General features: G+C 69.2%; 18 protein-coding genes and 2 tRNA genes. 8 read left to right on the top strand and 12 right to left on the bottom strand.

The window, feature by feature from the left end; translation table 11 throughout:
* The first annotated feature begins 108 nt into the window (after positions 1-108).
* Positions 109-1,161, top strand: a complete 1,053-nt coding sequence (locus ACOKM3_RS27205; protein ID WP_426903651.1) for a rod shape-determining protein — start codon at positions 109-111, stop codon at positions 1,159-1,161.
* Between the two features lie 86 nt (positions 1,162-1,247).
* On the opposite strand, the gene ACOKM3_RS27200 is transcribed toward ACOKM3_RS27205, so the two are convergent.
* Both ACOKM3_RS27200 and ACOKM3_RS27195 read right to left on the bottom strand, forming a co-directional pair.
* Positions 1,248-2,444, bottom strand: a complete 1,197-nt coding sequence (locus tag ACOKM3_RS27200; RefSeq protein WP_426903650.1) for a sensor histidine kinase — start codon at positions 2,442-2,444, stop codon at positions 1,248-1,250.
* A 157-nt stretch (positions 2,445-2,601) separates the two neighbouring features.
* The gene (locus tag ACOKM3_RS27195; protein ID WP_426903649.1) at positions 2,602-5,226 is read right to left on the bottom strand and encodes a valine--tRNA ligase; all 2,625 of its coding nucleotides are present in this window, start codon (positions 5,224-5,226) and stop codon (positions 2,602-2,604) included.
* 115 nt (positions 5,227-5,341) lie between these two features.
* On the opposite strand from ACOKM3_RS27195, the gene ACOKM3_RS27190 reads away from it, so the two are divergent.
* Positions 5,342-6,388: a hypothetical protein gene (locus ACOKM3_RS27190; RefSeq protein ID WP_426903648.1), complete on the top strand. Its 1,047-nt coding sequence runs from the start codon at positions 5,342-5,344 to the stop codon at positions 6,386-6,388.
* Between the two features lie 108 nt (positions 6,389-6,496).
* Here ACOKM3_RS27190 and clpX read toward each other — a convergent pair whose 3' ends face one another.
* From clpX to ACOKM3_RS27165, 5 genes are all read right to left on the bottom strand, one after another.
* A complete protein-coding gene (clpX, locus tag ACOKM3_RS27185; protein ID WP_426903647.1) occupies positions 6,497-7,783 on the bottom strand; it encodes an ATP-dependent Clp protease ATP-binding subunit ClpX in 1,287 nt (428 codons plus the stop codon).
* Between the two features lie 155 nt (positions 7,784-7,938).
* Positions 7,939-8,598 (bottom strand): ATP-dependent Clp protease proteolytic subunit, encoded by a 660-nt coding sequence (locus tag ACOKM3_RS27180; RefSeq protein WP_266719658.1) that lies wholly within the window; start codon positions 8,596-8,598, stop codon positions 7,939-7,941.
* Between the two features lie 61 nt (positions 8,599-8,659).
* The gene (locus ACOKM3_RS27175) at positions 8,660-9,265 is read right to left on the bottom strand and encodes an ATP-dependent Clp protease proteolytic subunit (protein ID WP_266725478.1); all 606 of its coding nucleotides are present in this window, start codon (positions 9,263-9,265) and stop codon (positions 8,660-8,662) included.
* 394 nt (positions 9,266-9,659) lie between these two features.
* Positions 9,660-11,042, bottom strand: a complete 1,383-nt coding sequence (gene tig, locus ACOKM3_RS27170; protein ID WP_426903646.1) for a trigger factor — start codon at positions 11,040-11,042, stop codon at positions 9,660-9,662.
* Between the two features lie 150 nt (positions 11,043-11,192).
* Positions 11,193-11,269, bottom strand: a tRNA-Pro gene (locus ACOKM3_RS27165).
* Positions 11,270-11,408: 139 nt separating this feature from the next.
* Here ACOKM3_RS27165 and ACOKM3_RS27160 point away from each other — a divergent pair.
* Positions 11,409-11,479, top strand: a tRNA-Gly gene (locus ACOKM3_RS27160).
* A gap of 90 nt (positions 11,480-11,569) precedes the next feature.
* Here the strand turns inward: ACOKM3_RS27160 and ACOKM3_RS27155 are convergent.
* Positions 11,570-11,764 carry a hypothetical protein gene (locus ACOKM3_RS27155; RefSeq protein WP_255971564.1) on the bottom strand — a complete coding sequence of 65 codons (195 nt, stop codon included), beginning with the start codon at positions 11,762-11,764 and terminating at the stop codon, positions 11,570-11,572.
* A gap of 510 nt (positions 11,765-12,274) precedes the next feature.
* On the opposite strand from ACOKM3_RS27155, the gene ACOKM3_RS27150 reads away from it, so the two are divergent.
* Together ACOKM3_RS27150 and ACOKM3_RS27145 are read left to right on the top strand one after the other, a co-directional pair.
* Positions 12,275-13,432 carry an acyltransferase family protein gene (locus tag ACOKM3_RS27150; protein WP_426903645.1) on the top strand — a complete coding sequence of 386 codons (1,158 nt, stop codon included), beginning with the start codon at positions 12,275-12,277 and terminating at the stop codon, positions 13,430-13,432.
* 72 nt (positions 13,433-13,504) lie between these two features.
* A complete protein-coding gene (locus ACOKM3_RS27145) occupies positions 13,505-14,299 on the top strand; it encodes an SDR family NAD(P)-dependent oxidoreductase (protein WP_426903644.1) in 795 nt (264 codons plus the stop codon).
* A gap of 29 nt (positions 14,300-14,328) precedes the next feature.
* On the opposite strand, the gene ACOKM3_RS27140 is transcribed toward ACOKM3_RS27145, so the two are convergent.
* Positions 14,329-14,766, bottom strand: coding sequence for an HD domain-containing protein (locus tag ACOKM3_RS27140; RefSeq protein ID WP_426903643.1), 438 nt, complete (start codon positions 14,764-14,766; stop codon positions 14,329-14,331).
* Positions 14,767-14,943: 177 nt separating this feature from the next.
* On the opposite strand from ACOKM3_RS27140, the gene ACOKM3_RS27135 reads away from it, so the two are divergent.
* Complete coding sequence (locus tag ACOKM3_RS27135; protein WP_426903642.1) at positions 14,944-16,125, top strand: cation:proton antiporter; 1,182 nt, start codon at positions 14,944-14,946, stop codon at positions 16,123-16,125.
* A 36-nt stretch (positions 16,126-16,161) separates the two neighbouring features.
* Here ACOKM3_RS27135 and ACOKM3_RS27130 read toward each other — a convergent pair whose 3' ends face one another.
* The gene (locus ACOKM3_RS27130; protein WP_426903641.1) at positions 16,162-17,334 is read right to left on the bottom strand and encodes a PP2C family protein-serine/threonine phosphatase; all 1,173 of its coding nucleotides are present in this window, start codon (positions 17,332-17,334) and stop codon (positions 16,162-16,164) included.
* 150 nt (positions 17,335-17,484) lie between these two features.
* On the opposite strand from ACOKM3_RS27130, the gene ACOKM3_RS27125 reads away from it, so the two are divergent.
* Positions 17,485-18,717: a GNAT family N-acetyltransferase gene (locus ACOKM3_RS27125; protein WP_426903640.1), complete on the top strand. Its 1,233-nt coding sequence runs from the start codon at positions 17,485-17,487 to the stop codon at positions 18,715-18,717.
* Here ACOKM3_RS27125 and ACOKM3_RS27120 read toward each other — a convergent pair.
* Positions 18,714-19,535 (bottom strand): Fpg/Nei family DNA glycosylase, encoded by an 822-nt coding sequence (locus ACOKM3_RS27120; RefSeq protein WP_426903639.1) that lies wholly within the window; start codon positions 19,533-19,535, stop codon positions 18,714-18,716. The two genes, ACOKM3_RS27125 and ACOKM3_RS27120, sit on opposite strands and share 4 nt — an antisense overlap.
* 292 nt (positions 19,536-19,827) lie before the next feature.
* Positions 19,828-20,316: a ribose-5-phosphate isomerase gene (locus ACOKM3_RS27115; protein WP_266719637.1), complete on the bottom strand. Its 489-nt coding sequence runs from the start codon at positions 20,314-20,316 to the stop codon at positions 19,828-19,830.
* Positions 20,317-20,477: 161 nt separating this feature from the next.
* Here ACOKM3_RS27115 and ACOKM3_RS27110 point away from each other — a divergent pair, with 161 nt between their 5' ends.
* Positions 20,478-21,902, top strand: coding sequence for an amino acid permease (locus tag ACOKM3_RS27110; protein WP_426903638.1), 1,425 nt, complete (start codon positions 20,478-20,480; stop codon positions 21,900-21,902).
* Positions 21,903-21,974 lie beyond the last annotated feature (72 nt).

The following is a 21,974-nucleotide window of genomic DNA, read 5'->3' as shown; positions in this document are numbered from 1 at the left end:
GACAGCGCGCCCGACGCCACCCGACGTCCCGGTTCGGGACTTTCGGCCTGTCCGTTTCAGGACCTTGGTCCCTCCGGAACGCCCATCCGCCCGGCAAACTTGCTGATCATGGACATAGGCATCGATCTCGGCACCGCCAACACCCTTCTCTACGTGCGCGGTCAGGGCATCGTGCTGAACGAACCGTCGGTCGTCGCCGTGAAGGCCGGCTCCGGCAAGAGCGGCTCCGGCAAGGGCGGCTCCGGCAAGGGCGGTGGCCGCGGTGACGTGCTCGCCGTGGGCAGCGAGGCGAAGGAGACCATCGGGCGCACGCCCGGGTCGATCACCGCGATCCGGCCGCTGCGGGACGGCGTGATCAGCGACTACGAGGCGGCCGAGGCGATGATCCGGCACTTCGTCCGCAAGGCGGTGCCGGGGCGGCGGCCCCGTACGCGCATGGTGGTGTGCGTGCCGAGCGGGGTCACGCCCGTGGAGCGGCGGGCCATCGTGCACGCGGCGCAGCGTTCCGGGGCGAAGGCCGTGCACCTGATCGAGGAGCCGATGGCGGCGGCGATCGGGGCGGGGCTCCCGGTGGCGGACGCGCGCGGGTCGATGGTCGTGGACATCGGCGGCGGCACGAGCGAGGTCGCCGTCATCTCCCTTGGCGGCGTGGTCACTTCGCAGTCGCTGCGGGTCGGTGGCGACCGCTTCGACGAGGCGATCACGGACTACGTGCGCAAGGAGCACGGGCTGCTGATCGGGGAGCGCACGGCCGAGGACATCAAGGTCGCGATCGGCTCGGCGTGGCCGGTGCCCGGCGAGGACGCGTTCGAGATGCGGGCGTTCACCGTGCGGGGGCGGGAGAAGGTGGTGGGCCTGCCGAAGACGGTCGAGCTGACGGTGCGGGAGGTGCGGGCGGCGCTCGATGAGCCGGTGGAGTCGGTGATCGCCGCGGTGAAGGCGACGTTGGAGGAGTGTCCTCCGGAGTTGTCGGGGGACGTGATGGAGCACGGGATCGTGCTGACGGGTGGGGGTGCGTTGCTGCCGGGCCTTGATCTGCGGATTGCCTCCGGCACGGGGATTCCGGTGTTCGTGGCGGACGAGCCGTTGGACTCCGTCGCGTTGGGGTGCGGGAAGTGTGTGGAGGACTTCGATGGGTTGCAGCGGATGCTTGCGGCGTGAGTCGCCCTCTGGGCCGGGTTTCGCTGGCGGGTGCGGTGCGCTGTGGTTGCGTTTGCGCAGTTCCCCGCGCCCCTAAAAGAAACCCACTACGTCCTTGCCGGGAAGGTGGCTTCGACCTCGTAGGTGGACTGGTCTGTTCGGCCTGCGCTGAACGTGCCGCCCAGGGACAGGACGCGTTCCGACATGCCGGCCGTGCCTGTACCCGCCGAGACGGGGGCCGTCGTCGGGGTGTGCGTCGGGAGCGGGTTCGTGACCGTGGCGTGGAGGCGGTTCGCCGAGACCGCTACGGTCACCGTCACCGGCTGGCCAGGGGCGTGTTTCGCGGCGTTCGTGAGGCACTCCTGGACGACGCGGTAGACCGCGGCCTGGCGCAGCGGGGACTGGGCTCGGGCGGCGGCGTCCACGTCGACCGTGACCTCGTTGCCGGCCGCCGCGCTCTCCTCGGCGAGCCGGGGCAGCGCGTCGAGGCCGGGGGTGGGGGCGCCGCCTCCGCTGCCGCGGCGCACGACGATCTCGTTGAGCAGCAGGTGGGCCCGCCGCGCCGTCTCGGACAGCTCGTCGAAGTCCTGCTCCCAGTGCTCGCCGCGGGCCCGCCGTGAGAGCACCTCCGCCCGCACCGACAGCATCGTCAGCTCGCGGCCCACGAAGTCGTGCACGTCGCCCGCGACGTCGGAGCGCTCCTGCTGCACGGCCTGGAGCAGCGCGGTCTCGGCGCCCTTGGCCTCCAGGGCGCGGACGAGGTCGATACGGCGCGCGGCGATGCCGACGCCGGTGGCGAGCACGCCTATGGGCACGGCGAGGGCGAGGAACTGGCTGACGCTCTCGCCGCCCCGGTGCGCGGGCCATTCGAAGAGCGCGAACGCGGCACAGGCCCAGACGAGGTAGGCGCAGCAGGCGAGGATGCCGGAGCCCCGGCCCCGGTAGCGGGCCACGGAGTACAGGGCGAACTGGATCAGGGTCACATCGTGCAGCCAGCCGAGGAAGACCATCCCGACGGCGAACGACAGCCAGGGCCCCCACGGCCCGTGCCTGCGCAGCAGCAGTGTCGCGGCGCCGAGGGCGAGCACGAGCGTGGCGGACGTCCCGTTGAGCGCGTTGTCCGCTCTGGCGAGGCCCGGGATGTCCAGGCCCATCAGGGCGAAGCAGCCGGCGGCCGTGACGAGGTCGACGGCGTGCGGGGTGCCGCGCCAGCGCTCCAGGCGCGACCAGAGGCGGCCGAGGCGACGGCCCGCGACACTCGTCGCCGCCCCGCTCGCCGCCGCCCCGTCGGCCTCGTCGTGCATGCGCCTCATCTCCGCGTACGTGCGCCCGGTATGCCCCTTTCTTACCTTGGCCGGGTACGTCCGGGCATCTCGTGCCGCCGCCAAGGACGGGCGACGGCGGACGCACGAGGGCCCCGGAACCCTGCGGCTCCGGGGCCCTCAGAGGCGTACGGTCAGGTCACGCCTGCGGCAGCCGGTCAAGCTGCGCCTGGATGCGGGCGATGTCCTCGTCCGCCTTGGCGAGCCGGCCCTTGATCTTGTCGACCACGTGGTCAGGGGCCTTGGCGAGGAACGCCTCGTTGCCCAGCTTGCCCTCGGACTGCGCCTTGTCCTTCTCGGCGGCGGCGAGGTCCTTGGCGAGGCGCTTGCGCTCCGCCGCCACGTCGATCGCGCCGGACAGGTCGAGCGCCACCTCGGCGCCCGCGACCGGCAGCGTGGCGGTGGCCGCGAAGCCCTCGCCCTCCGGCTGCAGCTTGAGCAGCTGGCGGATCGCCGGCTCGTGCGCGGCGAGCGCGGTGCCGTCCAGGGTGAGACGGGCCGGGACGCGCTGGCCCGCCTTGAGGCCCTGGTCGCCCTTGAAGCGGCGGACCTCGGTGACGACCTGCTGGAGCGTCGCGATCTCCTGCTCGGCGGCCTCGTCGCGGAAGCCACTGTCGGTCGGCCAGTCGGCGATGACCACGGACTCGCCGCCCGTGAGCGTCGTCCACAGCGTCTCGGTGACGAACGGGACCACCGGGTGCAGCAGGCGCAGCATGACGTCCAGGACCTCGCCGAGGACCCGGCTCGACACCTTCGCCGGCTCGCCGCCCGCCATGAACGTCGTCTTCGACAGCTCGACGTACCAGTCGAAGACCTCGTCCCACGCGAAGTGGTAGAGCGCGTCGGAGAGCTTCGCGAACTGGTAGTCGTCGTAGAACGCGTCGACCTCGGCGACCGTCTTGTTCAGGCGGGAGAGGATCCAGCGGTCCGTCGCCGTCATCTCGGACGCCTGAGGCAGCGGGCCCTCGACGGTCGCGCCGTTCATGAGCGCGAAGCGCGTCGCGTTCCAGATCTTGTTGGCGAAGTTGCGGGACGCCTGGACCCAGTCCTCGCCGATCGGGACGTCGATGCCGGGGTTGGCGCCGCGCGCGAGCGTGAACCGCAGCGCGTCGGAGCCGTAGGTGTCCATCCAGTCCAGCGGGTTGACCGCGTTGCCGAAGGACTTCGACATCTTCTTGCCGTGCTCGTCACGCACCATGCCGTGGAACGCGATGGTCTTGAAGGGGATCTCGCCGTCCATCGCGTACAGACCGAACATCATCATCCGGGCGACCCAGAAGAACATCAGGTCGTAGCCGGTGACCAGGGCCGAGTTCGGATAGAACTTGGCCAGGTCCTCGGTCTGCTCCGGCCAGCCCAGCGTCGAGAAGGGCCACAGGCCGGACGAGAACCAGGTGTCCAGGACGTCGGTGTCCTGGTGCCAGCCCTCGCCGCTCGGCGCCTGCTCGTCGGGGCCGACGCAGACGGTCTCGCCGTTCGGGCCGTGCCAGACGGGGATGCGGTGGCCCCACCACAGCTGGCGCGAGATGCACCAGTCGTTGAGGTTGTCGACCCAGTCGAAGTAGCGCTGCGACAGGTCGGCGGGGTGGATGTTCACCCGGCCGTCGCGGACCGCGTCGCCCGCGGCCTTGGCGAGCGTCTCGACCTTCACCCACCACTGCAGCGAGAGCCGCGGCTCCAGCGTCGTCTTGCACCGCGAGCAGTGCCCGACCGAGTGCACGTACGGCCGCTTCTCGGCGACGATGCGGCCCTCGGCCCGCAGCGCGGCGACGATCGCGGAGCGCGCCTCGAAGCGGTCGAGGCCCTCGAAGGGGCCGTGGGCGGTGATGACGCCGCGCTCGTCCAGGACTTCGAGCGCCTCGAGGTCGTGGCGCTGGCCGATCGCGAAGTCGTTCGGGTCGTGGGCAGGGGTGACCTTGACGGCGCCGGTGCCGAACTCCGGGTCGACGTGCGTGTCCGCGACGACGGGGATCGTGCGCCCGGTCAGCGGCAGCTTGATCTGCTTGCCGATCAGGTGCGCGTACCGCTCGTCGTCCGGGTGGACGGCGACCGCGGTGTCGCCCAGCATCGTCTCGGCGCGGGTGGTCGCGACGACGATGGTGTCCTCGCCCTCGCCGTACTTCATGGAGACGAGCTCGCCGTCGTCGTCCTGGTAGTCCACCTCGATGTCCGAGATGGCCGTCAGGCAGCGCGGGCACCAGTTGCTGATGCGCTCGGCGCGGTAGATCAGGCCGTCGTCGAACATCTTCTTGAAGACGGTCTGGACCGCGCGGGACAGGCCCTCGTCCATGGTGAAGCGGTCGCGGCTCCACGCCACACCGTTGCCCAGGCGGCGCATCTGACCGGCGATCTGGCCGCCGGACTCGGCCTTCCACTGCCAGACCCGCTCGACGAACGCCTCACGGCCCAGGTCGTGCCGGGACAGGCCCTCCTTGGCGAGCTCGCGCTCCACCACGTTCTGCGTGGCGATGCCGGCGTGGTCCATGCCGGGCTGCCACAGCGTCTCGTAGCCCTGCATGCGCTTGCGGCGGGTGAGGGCGTCGATCAGCGTGTGCTCGAAGGCGTGGCCCAGGTGCAGGGAGCCCGTGACGTTCGGCGGCGGGATGACGATCGTGTACGGCGGCTTCTCGCTCTTGGGATCGGCATCGAAGTAACCGCGCTCTACCCAGCGCTCGTACAGCGGCCCCTCTACTTCGGCCGGCGCGTACTGGGTCGGCAGTTCGGAGGTGGGCGCTGGGGTCTGCTGCTGAGAGTTCTCGGTCACGGAGCCAGTTTAGAGGGGTTACAAGCTCGTACTGAAACCGAATCCGGTGGAACGGATCGCACCCACGTACGTCAGGATGTCGGCAGCACATAAGCAACGGGAGGGAACGCCAGTAATGAGCCACAACCAGCCGGGCCCGTACGGGAACCAGCCGCCCCAGCAGCCGGGCCCCTACGGCCAGCAGCCCCAGCAGCCTGGACCCTACGGTCAGCCGCAGCAGCCGGGTCCGTACGGCCAGCCGCCGCAGGCGCCGCAGCCCGGCTACGGTTACCCGCAGCAGCCGCCCCAGCAGGCTCCCCAGGGCGTTCCGCCCCAGCAGCCGCCGGGCCCGTACGGCCAGCCGCCGCAGCAGGCGCCCGGCGGTTACGGCCAGCCCCAGCAGCCGGGCCCGTACGGTCAGCCGCAGCAGGCTCCGTACGGCCAGTACCCGCAGCAGCCGCCCACCGGCGGGGGCGGCAACAAGAAGGTGCTGGGCATCGTGCTCGGCGCGGTCGTCGTGGTGGCGGCTCTCGGGGTGGGGGGCTACTTCATCTTCGGTGGCGGTGACAGCGGCAGTGGCGGCGGGTCCGTGGCGGACGACGGCCAGCACAAGCTGACGACGCCGTCCACGGTCCTCGGCGAGTACCAGAAGAGCAGCTCGAACACCTCCAGCAGCGGCACCTTCAGCGACAGCGACCTGGAGGAGGCCAAGAAGTGGGGCGTGACCGACCCCAAGAGCGTGAACGCCAGCTACAAGGCGGGCTCCGGCACCTCGGTCAAGGCGATCAACTTCGGTGGCGTCTACGGCAAGATCGAGGACCCGGAGAAGGTCGTCGACTCGATGTTCACCGAGATGGAGAAGAAGTCCAAGGAAGAGGCCGGCGGCGCGAGCGGCGCCAAGGTCTCCTTCGAGGGCTCGCCCCAGAAGTTCGAGCCGACCGGCTTCAAGAACGGCGTCATGAAGTGCCAGAACGCCAAGTACGAGATGCCCGGCGGCAGTTCGTCCACCGCGGGCGTGCCGTCGAGCTTCAAGATGCCGATGTGCATCTGGGGTGACCACAGCACGGTCACGTACATCGTGTACTCCGACAGCGGCGCCATCATCTCGAAGAAGGAGCAGCCGCTGAGCGAGGCGGCCGACACGACGGCGAAGCTGCGCAACGAGGTGCGCGTCAAGTCCTGACGGCCTTACGGCAGGAACGCGCATGAGAAGGGCCCCGGTCGGATCTCCGACCGGGGCCCTTCTCGTGCCGACTGGCGTTGACTACTGGCGTTGTCGACTGGCGTTCCGCTACGCCGACTTCTGCTCGCCGCTGCCGCCACCGCGGGCGTCGCGCGGGATCAGCGTCGGGTTCACGTTCGAGTGGACGGCGTCCGCGGTGATGACGACGCGGGCCACATCCTTGCGGGACGGGACCTCGTACATCACCGACTGGAGGACCTCCTCCATGATGGCGCGCAGTCCTCGCGCGCCGGTGCGGCGCAGGATCGCCTGGTCGGCGATGGCCTCGAGCGCCTCGCGCTCGAAGTCCAGCTCCACACCGTCGAGTTCGAAGAGCCGCTCGTACTGCTTCACCAGAGCGTTCTTCGGCTCGACGAGGATCTGGAGCAGCGCCTCACGGTCGAGGTTCTGGACCGCGGTGATGACCGGGAGCCGGCCGATGAACTCCGGGATCATCCCGAACTTCACCAGGTCCTCCGGCATGACCTCCTGGAACTGGTCCTTCTCGTCGAGCTCGCGCTTGGAGTGCAGGGTCGCGCCGAAGCCGATGCCCTTGGCGCCCGCCCGCGACTCGATGATCTTCTCCAGACCGGAGAACGCGCCGCCCACGATGAACAGCACGTTCGTCGTGTCGATCTGGATGAACTCCTGGTGCGGGTGCTTGCGGCCGCCCTGCGGCGGAACCGAGGCGCTGGTCCCCTCGAGGATCTTGAGGAGCGCCTGCTGCACACCCTCACCGCTCACATCACGCGTGATCGACGGGTTCTCCGACTTGCGGGCGACCTTGTCGATCTCGTCGATGTAGATGATCCCGGTCTCGGCCTTCTTGACGTCGTAGTCGGCCGCCTGGATCAGCTTGAGCAGAATGTTCTCGACGTCCTCGCCGACGTAGCCCGCCTCCGTCAGCGCCGTCGCGTCGGCGATGGCGAACGGGACGTTGAGCATGCGCGCCAGCGTCTGTGCGAGGAGCGTCTTGCCGGAGCCGGTCGGGCCGAGGAGAAGGATGTTGGACTTCGCGAGTTCGATCGCGTCGTCCCGCCCGTTCGCCCCGCCGTTCTCGCCGGCCTGGACGCGCTTGTAGTGGTTGTACACCGCTACGGACAGGGCCTTCTTGGCGGCTTCCTGTCCTACGACGTAGCTCTCGAGGAACTCGTAGATCTCGCGCGGCTTGGGCAGTTCCTCCCAGCGCACTTCGCTCGTCTCCGCGAGCTCTTCCTCGATGATCTCGTTGCAGAGGTCGATGCACTCGTCGCAGATGTACACACCGGGGCCTGCGATGAGCTTCTTGACCTGCTTCTGACTCTTTCCGCAGAACGAGCACTTGAGCAGATCGCCGCCGTCACCGATGCGTGCCACGAGGTGCTTCCCCTTCGCCTGGGAGACGCCACGTTCAGCGGCTCCTGGTGCCTGTATCCGACGGTACCTTGCCGGGCCCCCCGTTCGGGCCCCCCTTGGCACGGTTCACTTTGACGTGGACCGTGCCAAGGGGACGGCAGACGATACAGCGGTTGTTACGCGATCGCCTCGTTGTTCATCTTGCGCGTCGAGACGACCTGGTCGACCAGGCCGTACGCGAGCGCGTCCTCGGCCGTGAGGATCTTGTCGCGCTCGATGTCGTCGCGGATCTTCTCGATCGGCGTCGTCGAGTGCTTGGCCAGCATGTCTTCCAGCTGCGCACGCATACGCATGATCTCGTTGGCCGCGATCTCCAGGTCGGAGAGCTGCTCACGGCCGGTGCCGCCGGAGGGCTGGTGGATCAGCACGCGCGCGTTGGTCAGCGCCATGCGCTTGCCCGGGGTGCCGGCGGCCAGCAGGACGGCGGCCGCGGAGGCGGCCTGGCCCATGCAGACCGTCTGGATGTCCGGCTTCACGAACTGCATCGTGTCGTAGATGGCCGTGAGGGCCGTGAACGAGCCGCCGGGGCTGTTGATGTAGATGGAGATGTCGCGGTCCGGGTCCATCGACTCCAGGCACAGCAGCTGCGCCATGACGTCGTTGGCCGACGCGTCGTCGATCTGCACGCCGAGGAAGATGATGCGCTCCTCGAAGAGCTTCGCGTACGGGTCGTACTCGCGCACGCCCTGCGAGGTGCGCTCGACGAAGCGCGGCACCACGTAGCGGTTGTCGACCTGGGGGCCCTGGTACAGGCCGCTGCCGGGGAAGTTGTTCATGGTCGGTGTTCCGTCCTGGTGAAGGTGGGCTTGGCTGGCTGTGCCGACGTGATCGCGAGGATCAGGCGCCGGTGCCGCCGCCGCCCGGAACGCCCGTAGCGGCAGTGATGATCTCGTCGATGAGGCCGTACTCCTTGGCCTCCTCGGTGGTGAACCAGCGGTCGCGGTCACCGTCACGGATGATCGTCTCGACACTCTGGCCCGAGTGGCGGGCGGTGATCTCGGCCATGCGCTTCTTCGTGCGCAGCAGGTACTCGGCCTGGATCTTCACGTCCGAGGCGGTACCGCCGATGCCCGCGGAGCCCTGGTGCATCAGGATGTCGGTGTGCGGCAGCGCGAAGCGCTTGCCCGCCGAGCCGCCGGTCAGCAGGAACTGGCCCATGGAGGCGGCCATACCCATGCCGATGGTGACGACGTCGTTCGGGATGTACTGCATGGTGTCGTAGATCGCCATGCCGGCCGTCACCGAGCCGCCGGGGCTGTTGATGTACAGGAAGATGTCCTTGTCCGGGTCTGCGGCAAGGAGCAGCATCTGTGCGGTGATCTTGTTCGCGATGTCGTCGTCGACCTGCTGGCCGAGGAAGACGATGCGCTCGCCGAGCAGCCGGTTGTAGACATGGTCGCCGAGGCCACCACCGATGGACGGCTCGCCTGCGGCGGAAGGCATCAGATTCGTCACGGATCCACCTGCTCGTCTCTGACGGCTACGCGCCGTCTCGCGTCTTTAGCTGGGGCCGGGGGTCACGCTCGCGACTCCCCTGCCCTCCTCTTCATGGACCCTAACGCGCGGCCCCCTCCGGGGAATCCCGCGAGTGGAACTGTTCGCTGTGAGCGCAGGTACGTTGCACTCGCGTGCGGGCGGGGTGGAAGCGCCCCGTCAGGGGCGCGGGGAACTGCGCAATCCCCGTGCATGACCGCAGGCGGCCACAGAGGCTCGGGGACGACGCGACTTGCGCCCCACCGGGGCTGGGCGCGCAGTTCCCCGCGCCCCTTACGGGGCACTGAGGCCCCCGGAACCGTGACGGTTCCGGGGGCCTCAGTCACGTTCCTGAGCGGAGCGCCTACTTGGCCTCGGCCTCGGTGGACTCGGAGGCCTCGGCGGCAGCCTCGGTGGCCTCCGTCTCCTCCTCGTCGTCGTCCGAGAGGTCGACGATCTCGCCGTTGGTGTCCTTGACCGTGGCGGCCTCGACGACCGTGGCAAGGGCCTTTCCGCGGGCGACCTCGCCGACCAGCATCGGGACCTGGCCACCCTCGACGACGGCCTGGGCGAACTGGTCGGGGGACATGCCGGAGGAAGCGGCGCGGCGCATGAGGTGCTCGGTGAGCTCCTCCTGGCTGACGTTCAGCTTCTCCTTGTTGACGAGCTCGTCGAGGACGAACTGCGTCTTGATGCCCTTGACGGCCTGCTCGCTCGTCTCGGCGTCGAACTCCTCGACCGTCTTGCCCTGGATCTCGAGGAACTTCTCGAGGTTCAGGCCCATCTGGGCGAGCTGGTGGTTCTCGAGGTTGTGCTTGCGGGTCTGGACCTCGTCCTCGAGCAGCTTCTCCGGGACGGGGACCTCGACCAGCTCGAGCAGCTTCTCCAGGACGCGCTCCTGGGCCTGCGTGGCCTGGTCGTTCAGCTTCTGGTTCTCGAGGCGCTTGCGGCTGTCGGCCTTCAGCTCGTCGAGGGTGTCGAACTCGGAGGCGAGCTGCGCGAACTCGTCGTCCAGCTCCGGCAGTTCGCGCTTGGCGACCTGGCTCACCTTGACGGTGACCTCGGCGTCCTTGCCCTCGGCGGAGCCGCCCTTGAGCTCGGAGGTGAAGGTGGCCTCGCCACCGGCCTCCAGGCCCTTGACGGCGTCGTCGATGCCGTCAAGGAGCTCGCCCGAGCCGATGGTGTACGAGACACCGGAGGCGACGCCGTCCTCGAGGACCTCGCCCTCGACCTTGGCCTCCAGGTCGATCGTCACGACGTCGCCGTCCTCGGCGGCGCGCTCGACCGGCGCGGTGGAGGCGAAGCGGTCGCGCAGCTGCTCGACGGCCTTGTCGACGTCCTCTTCGGTGACCTCGGTGGCGTCGACCTCGACCTCGATGCCGGAGTAGTCCGGGATCTCGATCGTCGGGCGGACGTCGACCTCAGCGGTGAAGTTCAGCGTCTCGCCGTCCTTCAGGTCCGTGATGTCGACCTCGGGCTGGCCGAGGACGTTGAGCTCCGCCTCGTTGACGGCCTCGGTGTAGAACTTCGGGAGCGCGTCGTTGACAGCCTCTTCGAGAACCGCGCCGCGGCCGAAGCGCTGGTCGATGACGCGGGCCGGGATCTTGCCCTTGCGGAAGCCCTTCACCGTGACCTGCTGGTTGATCTTCTTGTACGCCGCGTCGAGGCTGTCCTTGAGCTCCTCGAAGGGCACCTCAATGCTGAGCCGAACCCGGGTCGGGTTCAGGGTCTCGACGGCGCTCTTCACGGTGGGTCTCCTTGGGGGCTGACTTCTGGGATCGTGCCCGGCTTAAGAGACACACGGGCATGCAGCTTGCATAGTAACGGCACGCCGCTGCGGACCCACAATGCGATCTTGGAGAACCCCGGGGCGGCCTCGCGGCCTGCGCCCGAACGCTGGTCGGGGTGGCGGGATTTGAACCCACGGCCTTCCGCTCCCAAAGCGGACGCGCTACCAAGCTGCGCCACACCCCGTCGGTGCGACACGTAGGGTACATGCCTGCAGGCCGTGCGGCTCCCGCGCTGCGGGCCGTGAGAAAGAGGGTGTGCACTCGGCGCCCTCGACCCGCTACGATGCCTGCGTGCCGCGGTCACCGACCTGCGGTGCAGCCGTGCGGGCGTAGCTCAATGGTAGAGCCCTAGTCTTCCAAACTAGCTACGCGGGTTCGATTCCCGTCGCCCGCTCTCGTGAAAAGCCTCCGGCCCGGATCCACTCCTCGTGGACCGGGCCGGAGGCTTTTTCGCGGACCTCGGCCGGGCGTCCTGGCCGCCGCCTCAGAAATTGATCGCGCTGATGCTGTCCGCGACCGAGTTGAGGAAGTTGTTGATCGCAGGCGCCATTCCGGTCGATGCGAGGAAGAAGCCGAAGAGCACCGCCACTATGGCGGGTCCCGCCTTGATCGAGCCGCCGCGCATGAGGACGACGAGGACGATCGCCAACAACAGCACCACTGACAGCGAAATGGCCACACTGATCACACCCTAGGTCGGTCCGCTCTCCCGGCCCGGGGGGTACAGCCCCACCCCCCGCCAGAACCATCGTGCCACCAACCCGGCGCCCCTATGCGGCCCGTGACGCATCGTCGGCCATGTACCGGCTGGTTTCGGCTTGATCGTTTCTATCGTCCCGGCCGCCCCACGCGCCCGCCGTCACCACGACCTGCAGGCCTTCTCTCAGTTTCCCCTTGGTTTGCACACAGGAAAATCAAGGAAATGCGATGTCCAATTACTGACCAAGCCGTACGGGACGAATCGGTCATCCCACCGGAGGCGGGCAAACCAGTGGGGCACAACCGCACAAACTCCCTGTCATCTTCCGCACAAACGGGGTACCTGGAAACACCAAGGAGGAATCGAGTTGATGGTTTTACGAAATCACAGGGGCCGCACTAAGGTGCCTCAGATGTTCCACACTGCCATCATCCCCACCGGCGCAGTGCGGCCCCCCACGATCTCCCCGAGTTCCTGGTGGGAGGGCCTGTGACCAACTCGCTGCACCCGCAGGGCTCGCACCGCACCCCGCTCCCACCGACCGCGCGGCCCACGGCTGAAGCCGCTCCCCGGCCCCAGCAGAAACCGGCCCCCGCTCCGGCCGACTCCCCCAAGCCCAAGCAGCGCGACGCGTTCTTCGACAACGCCAAATACCTGGCCATCGTCTTCGTCGCGATGGGCCACTCCTGGGAACCGCTGACGGACGGCAGCCGTACCGCCGAGGCGCTGTACGAGATCGTCTACACGTTCCACATGCCGGCGTTCATCATCATCTCCGGCTATTTCTCGCGCAGCTTCGACATGCGGCCCGACCGGCTGCGGCGCCTCATCACCGGCGTCGCCGTGCCCTACGTGATCTTCGAGGTCGCGTACAGCATCTTCAAGAAGTACGCGGACAACGACCCCGGCCATCCGATCAGCCTGCTCGACCCGTGGTTCCTGACCTGGTTCCTCGTCGCGCTGTTCATCTGGCGGCTCACCACGCCGCTGTGGAAGGTCGTCCGCTGGCCGATCCCGCTCTCCATCGCGATCGCCGTGCTCGCCTCCGTCTCCCCCGACATCGGCGACGACCTGGACCTGCAGCGCGTACTGCAGTTCCTGCCGTTCTTCGTACTCGGCCTGTTCCTGAAGCCCGAGCACTTCCAGCTCGTGCGGCGGCGCGAGGTGCGGATCCTGTCCCTGCCGATCGCGGCGTGCGCCTTCCTGCTCGCCTACTGGGCGGCTCCGCGCATGACGTCGGTGTGGTTCTACCACCGCGACAGCGCGCAGGAGCTGGGCGTTCCCTGGTGGGTCGGCGTCGTCATGACGCTCGCCCTGTTCGGCTGCTCGATCGTGCTCACCGCGTGCTTCTTCGCGTGGGTGCCGGGCCGCAAGATGTGGTTCACGGTGCTCGGCGCCGGAACGCTGTACGGCTATCTGCTGCACGGGTTCCTGGCGAAGGGCTCCCGGTTCTGGGGCTGGTTCGACGCGGACTGGACCCACACCCCGTACGGCGAGGTCGCCGTCACGCTCATCGCCGGTGCGGTCGTCACCGCCCTGTGCACGCCACCGGTGCAGCGCGTCTTCCGTTTCGCCATGGAGCCGAAGATGCCGTGGGCGTTCAAGAAGGACGCCACCGAGACGGCACGGGCCAGGCAGCGCGCCTGACGTGGTTCGGGTAAGGGTGGGACGGGAAGCCAACCCGCCCGCCCTTACCCGAACCACGAGGAGCCCGGCCCCATGCAGATCGATCTGACGGGACGCACCGCCCTGGTCACCGGATCCACCCAGGGCATCGGCGCCGCCATCGCGACGGGCCTCGCCCGGTCCGGGGCCCGCGTCGGCGTCAACGGCCGGACGCGGGAGCGCGTGGACGAGGCCGTGTCCCGCATCCGCGCCGAAGCACCCGAGGCGGACCTGGTGCCGGTCGCGGCCGACGTCACCACGGAGGACGGCCTGCGGGACGCCGCCGAGGCGCTCCCCCACATCGACATCCTCGTCAACAACCTGGGCATCTTCGGCTCCGCCGACCCGCTGGAGATCACCGACGCCGAGTGGCGCCGCTACTTCGAGGTCAACGTGCTGGCCGCGGTCCGGCTGATCCGCCACTATCTGCCCGGCATGACCGAGCGCGGCTGGGGCCGGATCCAGAACATCGCCAGCGACTCGGCCGTCGTGATCCCCGCCGAGATGATCCACTACGGGATGTCCAAGACGGCGCTGCTGTCCGTGACCCGCGGCTTTGCCAAGCAAGCCGCCGGCAGTGGCGTGACCGTCAACTCCGTCATCGCGGGTCCCACCCACACGGGCGGCGTCGAGGACTTCGTCTACGAACTGGTCGACCGCTCCCTGCCCTGGGACGAGGCGCAGCGGGCCTTTATGCGCGAGCACCGCCCGCAGTCCCTGCTGCAACGGCTCATCGAGCCCGAGGAGATCGCGAACATGGTGGTCTACCTGGCCTCCGACCTCTCCAGCGCCACGACGGGCGGGGCCCTGCGGGTGGACGGCGGTTACGTGGACTCGATCCTGCCGTAGGGCCGTTACGACTTTCACGGCCGTAAAAATCAGGCGATCCCCAGCAGCGCTCGCATCGTCGCGTACTTCTGTGCCAGTCGGTCCCGGGTCGGCTCGTCGAGGACGGCGAGGCGGCCCGGGTCCGCGTTGTGGGCCAGGTCCGCCTCCTTGACCAGGCGGGCGCCGGGGGTCGCGAGGATGCGCCGCGCGTACGCCTCCGGGGGCTCGCCCTTGCGCTTGGTCAGCGCGCGGACGACCGCCTTCGTCTCCGCCGGGAGCGGGGCCGCGTCCAGCCACTCCTCCGTGAGCGCGTCGTCCTCGATCGCGTCGTGCAGCCATGCCGCGGCGATCTGGGCCTCGCTGCCTCCCCTGGCCCGCGTGCCTTCGGCCACGGCCGCCAGATGCTCCGCGTACGGGCGGCCCGCCTTGTCCTTCTGGCCTTGGTGGGCCTGCCGCGCGAGGGCCTCGACTTCCTTCAGCGTGAGCATGCCGCCGACCCTCTCACACGGCTCAGAACTGGGCCCGCAGGTCCTTTGGTAAGCTAAGTATTGACGTTTTCTTGACGCTCTCTTGACCAAAGCCTCTGGTCGACATCTCGACCTTTACGTACGGCTTCAAGACCAAGGAGGAACGGGCCCATCGGACACGCAGACACCTTGATCGCCATGGGCGGCGCCTTTCTCGCGGCAGCCGTCCTCGCCCGCCTGGGAGGGCGGATAGGCCTCCCCACCATTCCCCTGTTCATCCTGGCCGGGACCCTGCTCGGCCCCCACACGCCGGGCGTCGTGCTGCTCTCCGACCCGCACGACCTGGAGATGCTCTCCGCGCTCGGCCTCGTACTTCTGCTCTTCTATCTCGGCCTCGAGTTCCACATGGACGACCTGAAGACGGGCGGCCGCAAGATGGCCCTCGCCGGCGGGACGTACCTCGCGCTGAACGTCGGCGCCGGCCTCGGTTTCGGATTCGCCCTCGGCTGGGGCACATCCGAAGCTCTGGTCCTCGCCGGGGTGCTCGGCATCTCGTCGTCCGCGATCGTCACCAAGGTCCTTGTCGACACCGGCCGGCTCGGGAACCCCGAGACCAAGCCGATCCTCGGGATCATCGTGGTCGAGGACATCTTCCTCGCCCTGTATCTGGCCGCGTTGCAGCCGATCCTGTCCGGGGCCGACTCGCTGTCGGCGGCCGTGCTCGACGGCGGCAAGGCCTTCGGGTTCCTGCTGCTGCTCGCCCTCGCGGCGCGCTTCGGCACGCGGGTCGTCGGCAAGCTGTTCAACACCAAGGACGACGAGCTCCTCGTCATCTCCTTCCTCGGTGCCGCGGTGTTCGTGGCCGGGGTCTCCGAGTGGTTCGGGGTCGCCGACGCCATCGGGGCGTTCATGGTCGGCCTGATGCTCGGGTCCACCGCCTCCGGCGAGCGGATCATGAAGCTGGTGCACCCGCTGCGGGACGCCTTCGGCGCGATCTTCTTCTTCGGGTTCGGTCTCTCCATCGACCCCGGTGACCTGCCGAGCGTGCTGTGGCCGGTGCTCGCGGCGGTCGCGCTGACACTCGTCATGAACGTGCTCGCGGGACTCGGGGCGGCGAAGATCTACGGATTCGGGTCCGGGCCCGCCGCGAACATCTCGACCACGCTCCTCGCGCGCGGAGAGTTCGCGCTGATCCTCGCCACGATGGCCGCGGCCGCCGGGCTCGACGAGCGGCTCTCGCCGTTCATCGCGGGGTACGTGCTGCTGCTCGCGGTCCTCGGACCGCTGGCCGCGGGCCGGTCCGGGTGGCTGGCCAGGGTCCTGCCGATCAAGGAGCGTCAGCTCATGACGGAGGAGCCACGGGTCGGCGCCGGGGTGTAGCGGCCTGGGGTGCAGGGCGCTGGGGTGTCGAAACCCTCACGCGTCCCGACAGATCAGCAGCAACGCCCGGTCGTCGTTGACGTCCTTGGCCACCGCCTCGATGAGGTGCCAGGCCGCGCCGTGGAAGCCGCCGGTCACATACCGGTCGGCTTCCCCGGTGAGGCGGTCCATGCCCTCGCTGATGTCCCGCTCGGAGGTCTCGACGAGGCCGTCCGTGAACAGCATCAGCACGTCACCGGGGCGCAACGTCCCCTTCGTGGCGTCGAATTCGGCCCCGTCGTAGACGCCGAGGAGCGGGCCCTCGGCCGCCTTCTCCTCCCAGCGGCCCGTGCCCGCGCTGAGCTGGAGGCCCGGCGGATGGCCCGCGGAGTACAGCTCGTAGTCCCCGGACTCCAGGTCGAGGACGAGGTGGATCGAGGTCGCGAAGCCCTCGTCCCAGTCCTGGCGGAGCAGATAGCCGTTGGCCGCGGGCAGGAAGGCGTGCGGCGGCAGCGAGCCGAGCAGACCGCTGAAGGCGCCGGCGAGCAGCAGCGCACGCGAGGCCGCGTCCATGCCCTTGCCGGACACGTCCGTGAGGACGACCTCCAGCGTGCGGCCGTTGTTCGTACGGGCGGCCACCACGAAGTCACCGGAGAACGACTGGCCGCCCGCCGGGCGCAGCGCCATCTCGCGGTGCCAGCCCGGCGGCAGCTTGGGCAGCCGGCTCTGCGTGCGGATACGTTCGCGCAGGTCGAAGAGCATCGTTCCGCCGCGCCTCCAGGGCACGCCGACCCGGCTGCGGAACTGGGCGATGAGCAGGCCGAAGAACCCGCAGGCCGCGACCGTGAGCACGGTGCCGGGCGTGACCCCGGCCGCGCGCTGCGTGTAGGGGCCCAGCTGGAACGATTCCACGATCAGCGCCGCGGCCGCCGCCGCGTACAGGCCGAGCAGGCTGGCGGGGCGCAGCAGCAGGCCGCCCGCGACGATCGGCAGGACGAGGACCGCGGGGGCGCACCACACCGGGTTGAGGATGGTGGCGAAGGCGATCACCGGGATGGTGATGAGCAGCCCGACGAGCGCGATCCAGTCCGAGCCGTCCCCGCGGAAGTAGTCCACTCCGGATTTGCGCACGGCTGTGCGGACCCGGTGGACACGCATTCTCAACCGGGCCGGGAACGTATCGGCCTCCGCGCGCTGTGCGCGCCCACGCCGCTCTCGTCGTACCGCCATTGTTCGTGGACCTTATCCACCGGGCCCGGACCTGTGCACGGGAGGTCCCACTTGTCCCCCTTTCCGGGCACGCCCGTCAGCCCCGGTACAGCCCCGGTACAGGGAGTAAATTCCCTCGCCCGCCGCTGCCCGCCCTGGTAGGGATGGCGTATGGCGACCGATCTGCGCACCTTGCGGGACAGCGAGTGGGACCACTGGTACGGGAAGCTGGAGCGGGCCTTCGGCGGAGTGGCCGAGGCGGCCGAGGAGCGCGGGCTCTACCGGGAGCTGACCGTCCTCGACCGCTCGCTCGGGGTCTGGGACGGGGACGAGTGCGTGGGCACGGCGGGCGCCTTCCCGTTCCGCGTCGCGGTGCCCGGCGGGGCCTTCGTGACCGCGGCGGGCGTGACCATGGTCAGCGTCGCCGCGACGCACCGCAGGCGCGGCATCCTGACCGAAATGATGCGCCGTCAACTCGACGACGTACGAGGGTGGGGCGAGCCCCTGGCGGTCCTCACGGCGTCCGAACCCGTCATCTACGGGCGGTTCGGCTACGGCATCGGGACCCGCAAGGCCGCGGTGCGCATCGAGTCCCGGCAGGTCCGGATCGAGGCGCCCGCCGCGGCCGACGAGGTGCGACTGCGGTACGTGGACGTGGCGGAGGGCGCCGAGCGGTGCGAGTCCGTGTATCTGCGGACCGTGGGGACGCGGCCCGGGATGCCCGCCCGGACGCCCGGCTGGGAGCGGCTGCCGCTGCTCGACCCGGAGCAGGAGCGGGACGGGGCGTCGCCGCTGCAGTGCGTCATGGCCGAAAGGGACGGGGAGACGGTCGGGTTCGCGCGCTTCCATGTCCGGCCGGAGTCCGCGGAGGGAGTGGAGCGCAACCGGGTCCTGGTGCGCGAGGTGACCTCGGTCGAGCCCGCGGCGTACGCGGCGCTGTGGCGGTTCCTGTGCTCCATCGACCTGACGGAGACCGTGGAGTGCGGGAACCTGCCGGTGGACGATCCGCTGTTCTCGCTGGTCTCCGACATCCGGCGGTGCGGCGTACGGGTGCGTGACTCGATGCACGTACGTCTGGTGGAGGTGGGCGGGGCACTCGAAGCGCGTACGTATCTCACGCCCGTGGACGTCGTGTTCGAGGTGGCGGACGCCTTCTGCCCCTGGAACGAGGGGCGTTGGCGGCTCACGGGTGACGCGAAGGGCGGCGCGTCCTGCAAGCGGACCGAGGAGCCGGCCGATCTCGCCCTGTCCGTACGGGAGTTGGGTGCGGCCTATCTCGGTGACGTGTCACTGATGGAGCTGGCCGGGGCCGGTCGGGTGCGGGAGCTGCGGCCCGGAGCGCTCGCGGAGGCGTCGGTGGCGTTCGGCTCGGTGCTCGCGCCGTGGCTGCCGCACGGGTTCTAGTAGGCGCCCGGGGGTTGGCAGGTGGGGCACCAGAAGAGGTTGCGGGCCGCCAGTTCCGCCGTGCGGATCTCGGTGCCGCACAGGTGGCAGGGCTGGGGCGCGCGCCGGTAGACGTAGACCTCGCCGCCGTGGTCGTCGACGCGCGGCGGGCGGTTCATCGCCTCGGGGGTGTGCTCGGGGCGGACGGTGTCGATGCGGTTGGCGCGGACGCCGTCGTGCATGAGCGCCACCAAGTCGTCCCAGATGGCCGTCAGTTGGGCGTCGGTGAGGTTCTTGCCCGGGGTGTACGGGTCGATGCCGTGGCGGAAGAGGACCTCGGCGCGGTAGACGTTGCCGACGCCGGCGATGACCTTCTGGTCCATGAGGAGCGCGGCGATGGTGGTGCGGCTGCGGGAGATCCGGGCGTAGGCCCTGGCGGGGTCCTCTCCCTGGCGCAGCGGGTCCGGGCCGAGGCGGTCGTGTATCGCCTGCTTCTCGGCGTCCGTGATGAGTGCGCAGGTGGTGGGGCCGCGGAGGTCCGCGTAGTGGGCGTCGTTCGCGAGGCGCAGGCGGACGGTGTCCGTGGGGGGTGGAGCCGGGGTGTCGCCGAAGGTGTACTTGCCGAAGAGGCCGAGGTGGATGTGGATCCAGGCGCCCTCGTCGCCGAAGCCGAGGAAGAGGTGCTTGCCGATGGCCTCGGTGCGGGTGAGTTCTTGGCCGGTGAGGAGCGCTGCCGCGTCGGAGAACTTGCCCTGGGGGCTGGTCACGGTGGCCTTGCGGCCGGCGAATTTCGTCGCGTGATCCTGGGCCAGGCGGTGGATCGTGTGGCCTTCGGGCACGCCGGTTCCTTTCGGCTAACCGTGGTTGACGTCACGGGGCTCTGCCCCGGACCCCGCCGGCTCTCGTCACCAGAGCGGGGCTTGATCTGGTGCTCTGCCCCCCGCGTCTCAATCGCCGGCGGGGCTCAAAAGATTGGGGCTCTGCCCCATACCCCGCTCCTCAATCGCCGGAGGGGCTGAAAATGCCCACTCGCCGCGGGGCTTGAAGGGCACAGCCCGAATCAAGCCCCGCTCTGGTGACGAGAGCCCGCGGGGTCCGGGGCGGAGCCCCGAGGCGTCGGCCCCGGGTGGGTCAGTCCTGCTGCGGGTGGTGCGCGGGAATCGCGGGGAGCACGCCCGACGTCTCGTAGGCCGACAGCATGTCGATGCGGCGCTGGTGGCGCTCCTCGTTGGAGTACGGCGTCGCCAGGAAGATCTCGACGAACTTCGTCGCCTCCTCCTCCGTGTGCATCCGCCCACCGATGGAGATCACGTTCGCGTTGTTGTGCTCACGGCCCAGCGCAGCGGTCTGCTCGCTCCAGGCGAGGGCCGCACGGACGCCCTTCACCTTGTTCGCGGCGATCTGCTCACCGTTGCCGGAGCCGCCGATCACGACGCCGAGGGCGTCCGGGTCACCGGCCGTCCGCTCCGCGGCGCGGAGGCAGAACGGCGGGTAGTCGTCCTGGGCGTCGTAGATGTGGGGCCCGCAGTCGACGGGCTCGTGGCCGTGGGCCTTGAGCCATTCGACCAGGTGGTTCTTGAGTTCGTAGCCGGCATGATCCGAGCCGAGGTACACGCGCATGGGTCCGAGTGTGGCACGACGCGCGCCGGGTAGCCGCCTCCGGGTGCCCGCCGGGGCGCCCGTCGTGGCCTTGACAACAATCCGGACTCAAAGCTTCCGCGCGGGCGACCTGGTGCGTTGAATGCGAACCCACGTTTACCGCAAACGTAAGGACCCAGTGCATGACCACGCAGTCGCCCCCCACCACCGGGGCCTCATCCGGTACGCCGCCCACCGGCGGCGACGGTGACGGACTCAAGGCAGGGCTGAAGAACCGGCACCTGTCCATGATCGCCATCGGCGGTGTCATCGGAGCCGGTCTGTTCGTCGGCTCCGGCTCCGGCATCGCGGCCGCGGGACCCGCCATCCTCGTCTCGTACGCCCTCGTCGGCGCGATGGTCGTCTTCGTGATGCGGATGCTGGGCGAGATGGCCGCCGCACGGCCCTCGTCCGGTTCCTTCTCCGCCTACGCCGACCAGGCCCTCGGCCGCTGGGCCGGTTTCTCCATCGGCTGGCTCTACTGGTTCTTCTGGGTCGTGGTGCTCGCCGTGGAGGCGACCGCCGGGGCGAAGATCCTCAACGGCTGGATACCGGGCGTCCCGCAGTGGGGGTGGGCGCTGATCGTGATGGTCGTGCTCACCGTCGTGAACCTGGCGGCCGTCGGCAGTTACGGAGAGTTCGAGTTCTGGTTCGCCGGGATCAAGGTCGTCGCGATCGCGGCGTTCGTGATCGTGGGCCTGCTCGCCGTGTTCGGGCTGCTGCCGGGCTCCGACAACCCGGGCTCCGGGCTCGGACACCTCACCGACTCCGGCGGCTTCTTCCCCAAGGGGCCCGGAGCGATCCTCACCGGTGTCCTGATGGTCGTCTTCTCCTTCATGGGCTCCGAGATCGTCACGCTCGCCGCCGGTGAGTCCGAGGACCCGCAGAAGGCCGTCACCAAGGCCACGAACTCCGTGATCTGGCGTATCGGCATCTTCTACCTGGGCTCGATCTTCGTCGTGCTGACGCTGCTGCCGTGGAACGATCCGTCGATCGTCAAGGAGGGGTCGTACGTGGCCGCTCTGAACTCCATCGGCATCCCGCACGCCGGACAGGTCATGGACGTCATCGTGCTGACGGCCGTGCTGTCGTGTCTGAACTCGGGGCTGTACACCGCCTCCCGTATGGCCTTCTCGCTCGGGCAGCGCGGTGACGCGCCGAAGGCGTTCGCCAAGACCACGTCGCGCGGTGTGCCGCGGGTCGCGATCCTCGGGTCCGTCGTCTTCGGGTTCCTCGCGGTCTGGTTCAACTACCAGTGGCCGGACACCGTCTTCAACTTCCTGCTGAACTCCTCCGGAGCCGTCGCGCTGTTCGTGTGGCTCGTCATCTGTTTCACGCAGTTGAAGATGCGCGGGATGATCCTGCGGGACCAGCCGGAGAAGCTGGTCGTCAAGATGTGGCTGTTCCCGTATCTGACGTGGGCGACGATCGCGATGATCTCGTTCGTGCTCGTGTACATGTTGACGGATGACGCGGGGCGGGAGCAGGTTCTGCTTTCTCTGCTCGTCGCGGCGTTCGTTGTCGGGTTCGCGCTCGTGCGCGAGAAGGTGCAGCGGGCGAAGGCGTGAGCGGCCCCGTTGCCCCAGGGGCTTGAACGGGGCAGGTGAAACGTAGGAGGGGCGGCCCGGGTGGGCCGCCCC

This window comes from Streptomyces nidicola (genome assembly GCF_050106155.1).
Lineage (GTDB): Bacteria > Actinomycetota > Actinomycetes > Streptomycetales > Streptomycetaceae > Streptomyces.
Note: the sequence above shows the minus strand (reverse complement) of the source record. Positions and strands in the feature narration are given on the sequence as shown.

Bases quoted from the DNA above. Each gene is read 5' to 3' on its own strand.
- ACOKM3_RS27205 (WP_426903651.1), top strand. From the start codon at position 109: ATGGACATAGGCATCGATCTCGGCACCGCCAACACCCTTCTCTACGTG.
- ACOKM3_RS27200 (WP_426903650.1), bottom strand. From the start codon at position 2,444: ATGCACGACGAGGCCGACGGGGCGGCGGCGAGCGGGGCGGCGACGAGT.
- ACOKM3_RS27190 (WP_426903648.1), top strand. From the start codon at position 5,342: ATGAGCCACAACCAGCCGGGCCCGTACGGGAACCAGCCGCCCCAGCAG.
- ACOKM3_RS27180 (WP_266719658.1), bottom strand. From the start codon at position 8,598: ATGAACAACTTCCCCGGCAGCGGCCTGTACCAGGGCCCCCAGGTCGAC.
- ACOKM3_RS27175 (WP_266725478.1), bottom strand. From the start codon at position 9,265: ATGCCTTCCGCCGCAGGCGAGCCGTCCATCGGTGGTGGCCTCGGCGAC.
- ACOKM3_RS27145 (WP_426903644.1), top strand. From the start codon at position 13,505: ATGCAGATCGATCTGACGGGACGCACCGCCCTGGTCACCGGATCCACC.
- ACOKM3_RS27140 (WP_426903643.1), bottom strand. From the start codon at position 14,766: ATGCTCACGCTGAAGGAAGTCGAGGCCCTCGCGCGGCAGGCCCACCAA.
- ACOKM3_RS27135 (WP_426903642.1), top strand. From the start codon at position 14,944: ATGGGCGGCGCCTTTCTCGCGGCAGCCGTCCTCGCCCGCCTGGGAGGG.
- ACOKM3_RS27130 (WP_426903641.1), bottom strand. From the start codon at position 17,334: ATGGCGGTACGACGAGAGCGGCGTGGGCGCGCACAGCGCGCGGAGGCC.
- ACOKM3_RS27125 (WP_426903640.1), top strand. From the start codon at position 17,485: ATGGCGACCGATCTGCGCACCTTGCGGGACAGCGAGTGGGACCACTGG.
- ACOKM3_RS27115 (WP_266719637.1), bottom strand. From the start codon at position 20,316: ATGCGCGTGTACCTCGGCTCGGATCATGCCGGCTACGAACTCAAGAAC.
- ACOKM3_RS27110 (WP_426903638.1), top strand. From the start codon at position 20,478: ATGACCACGCAGTCGCCCCCCACCACCGGGGCCTCATCCGGTACGCCG.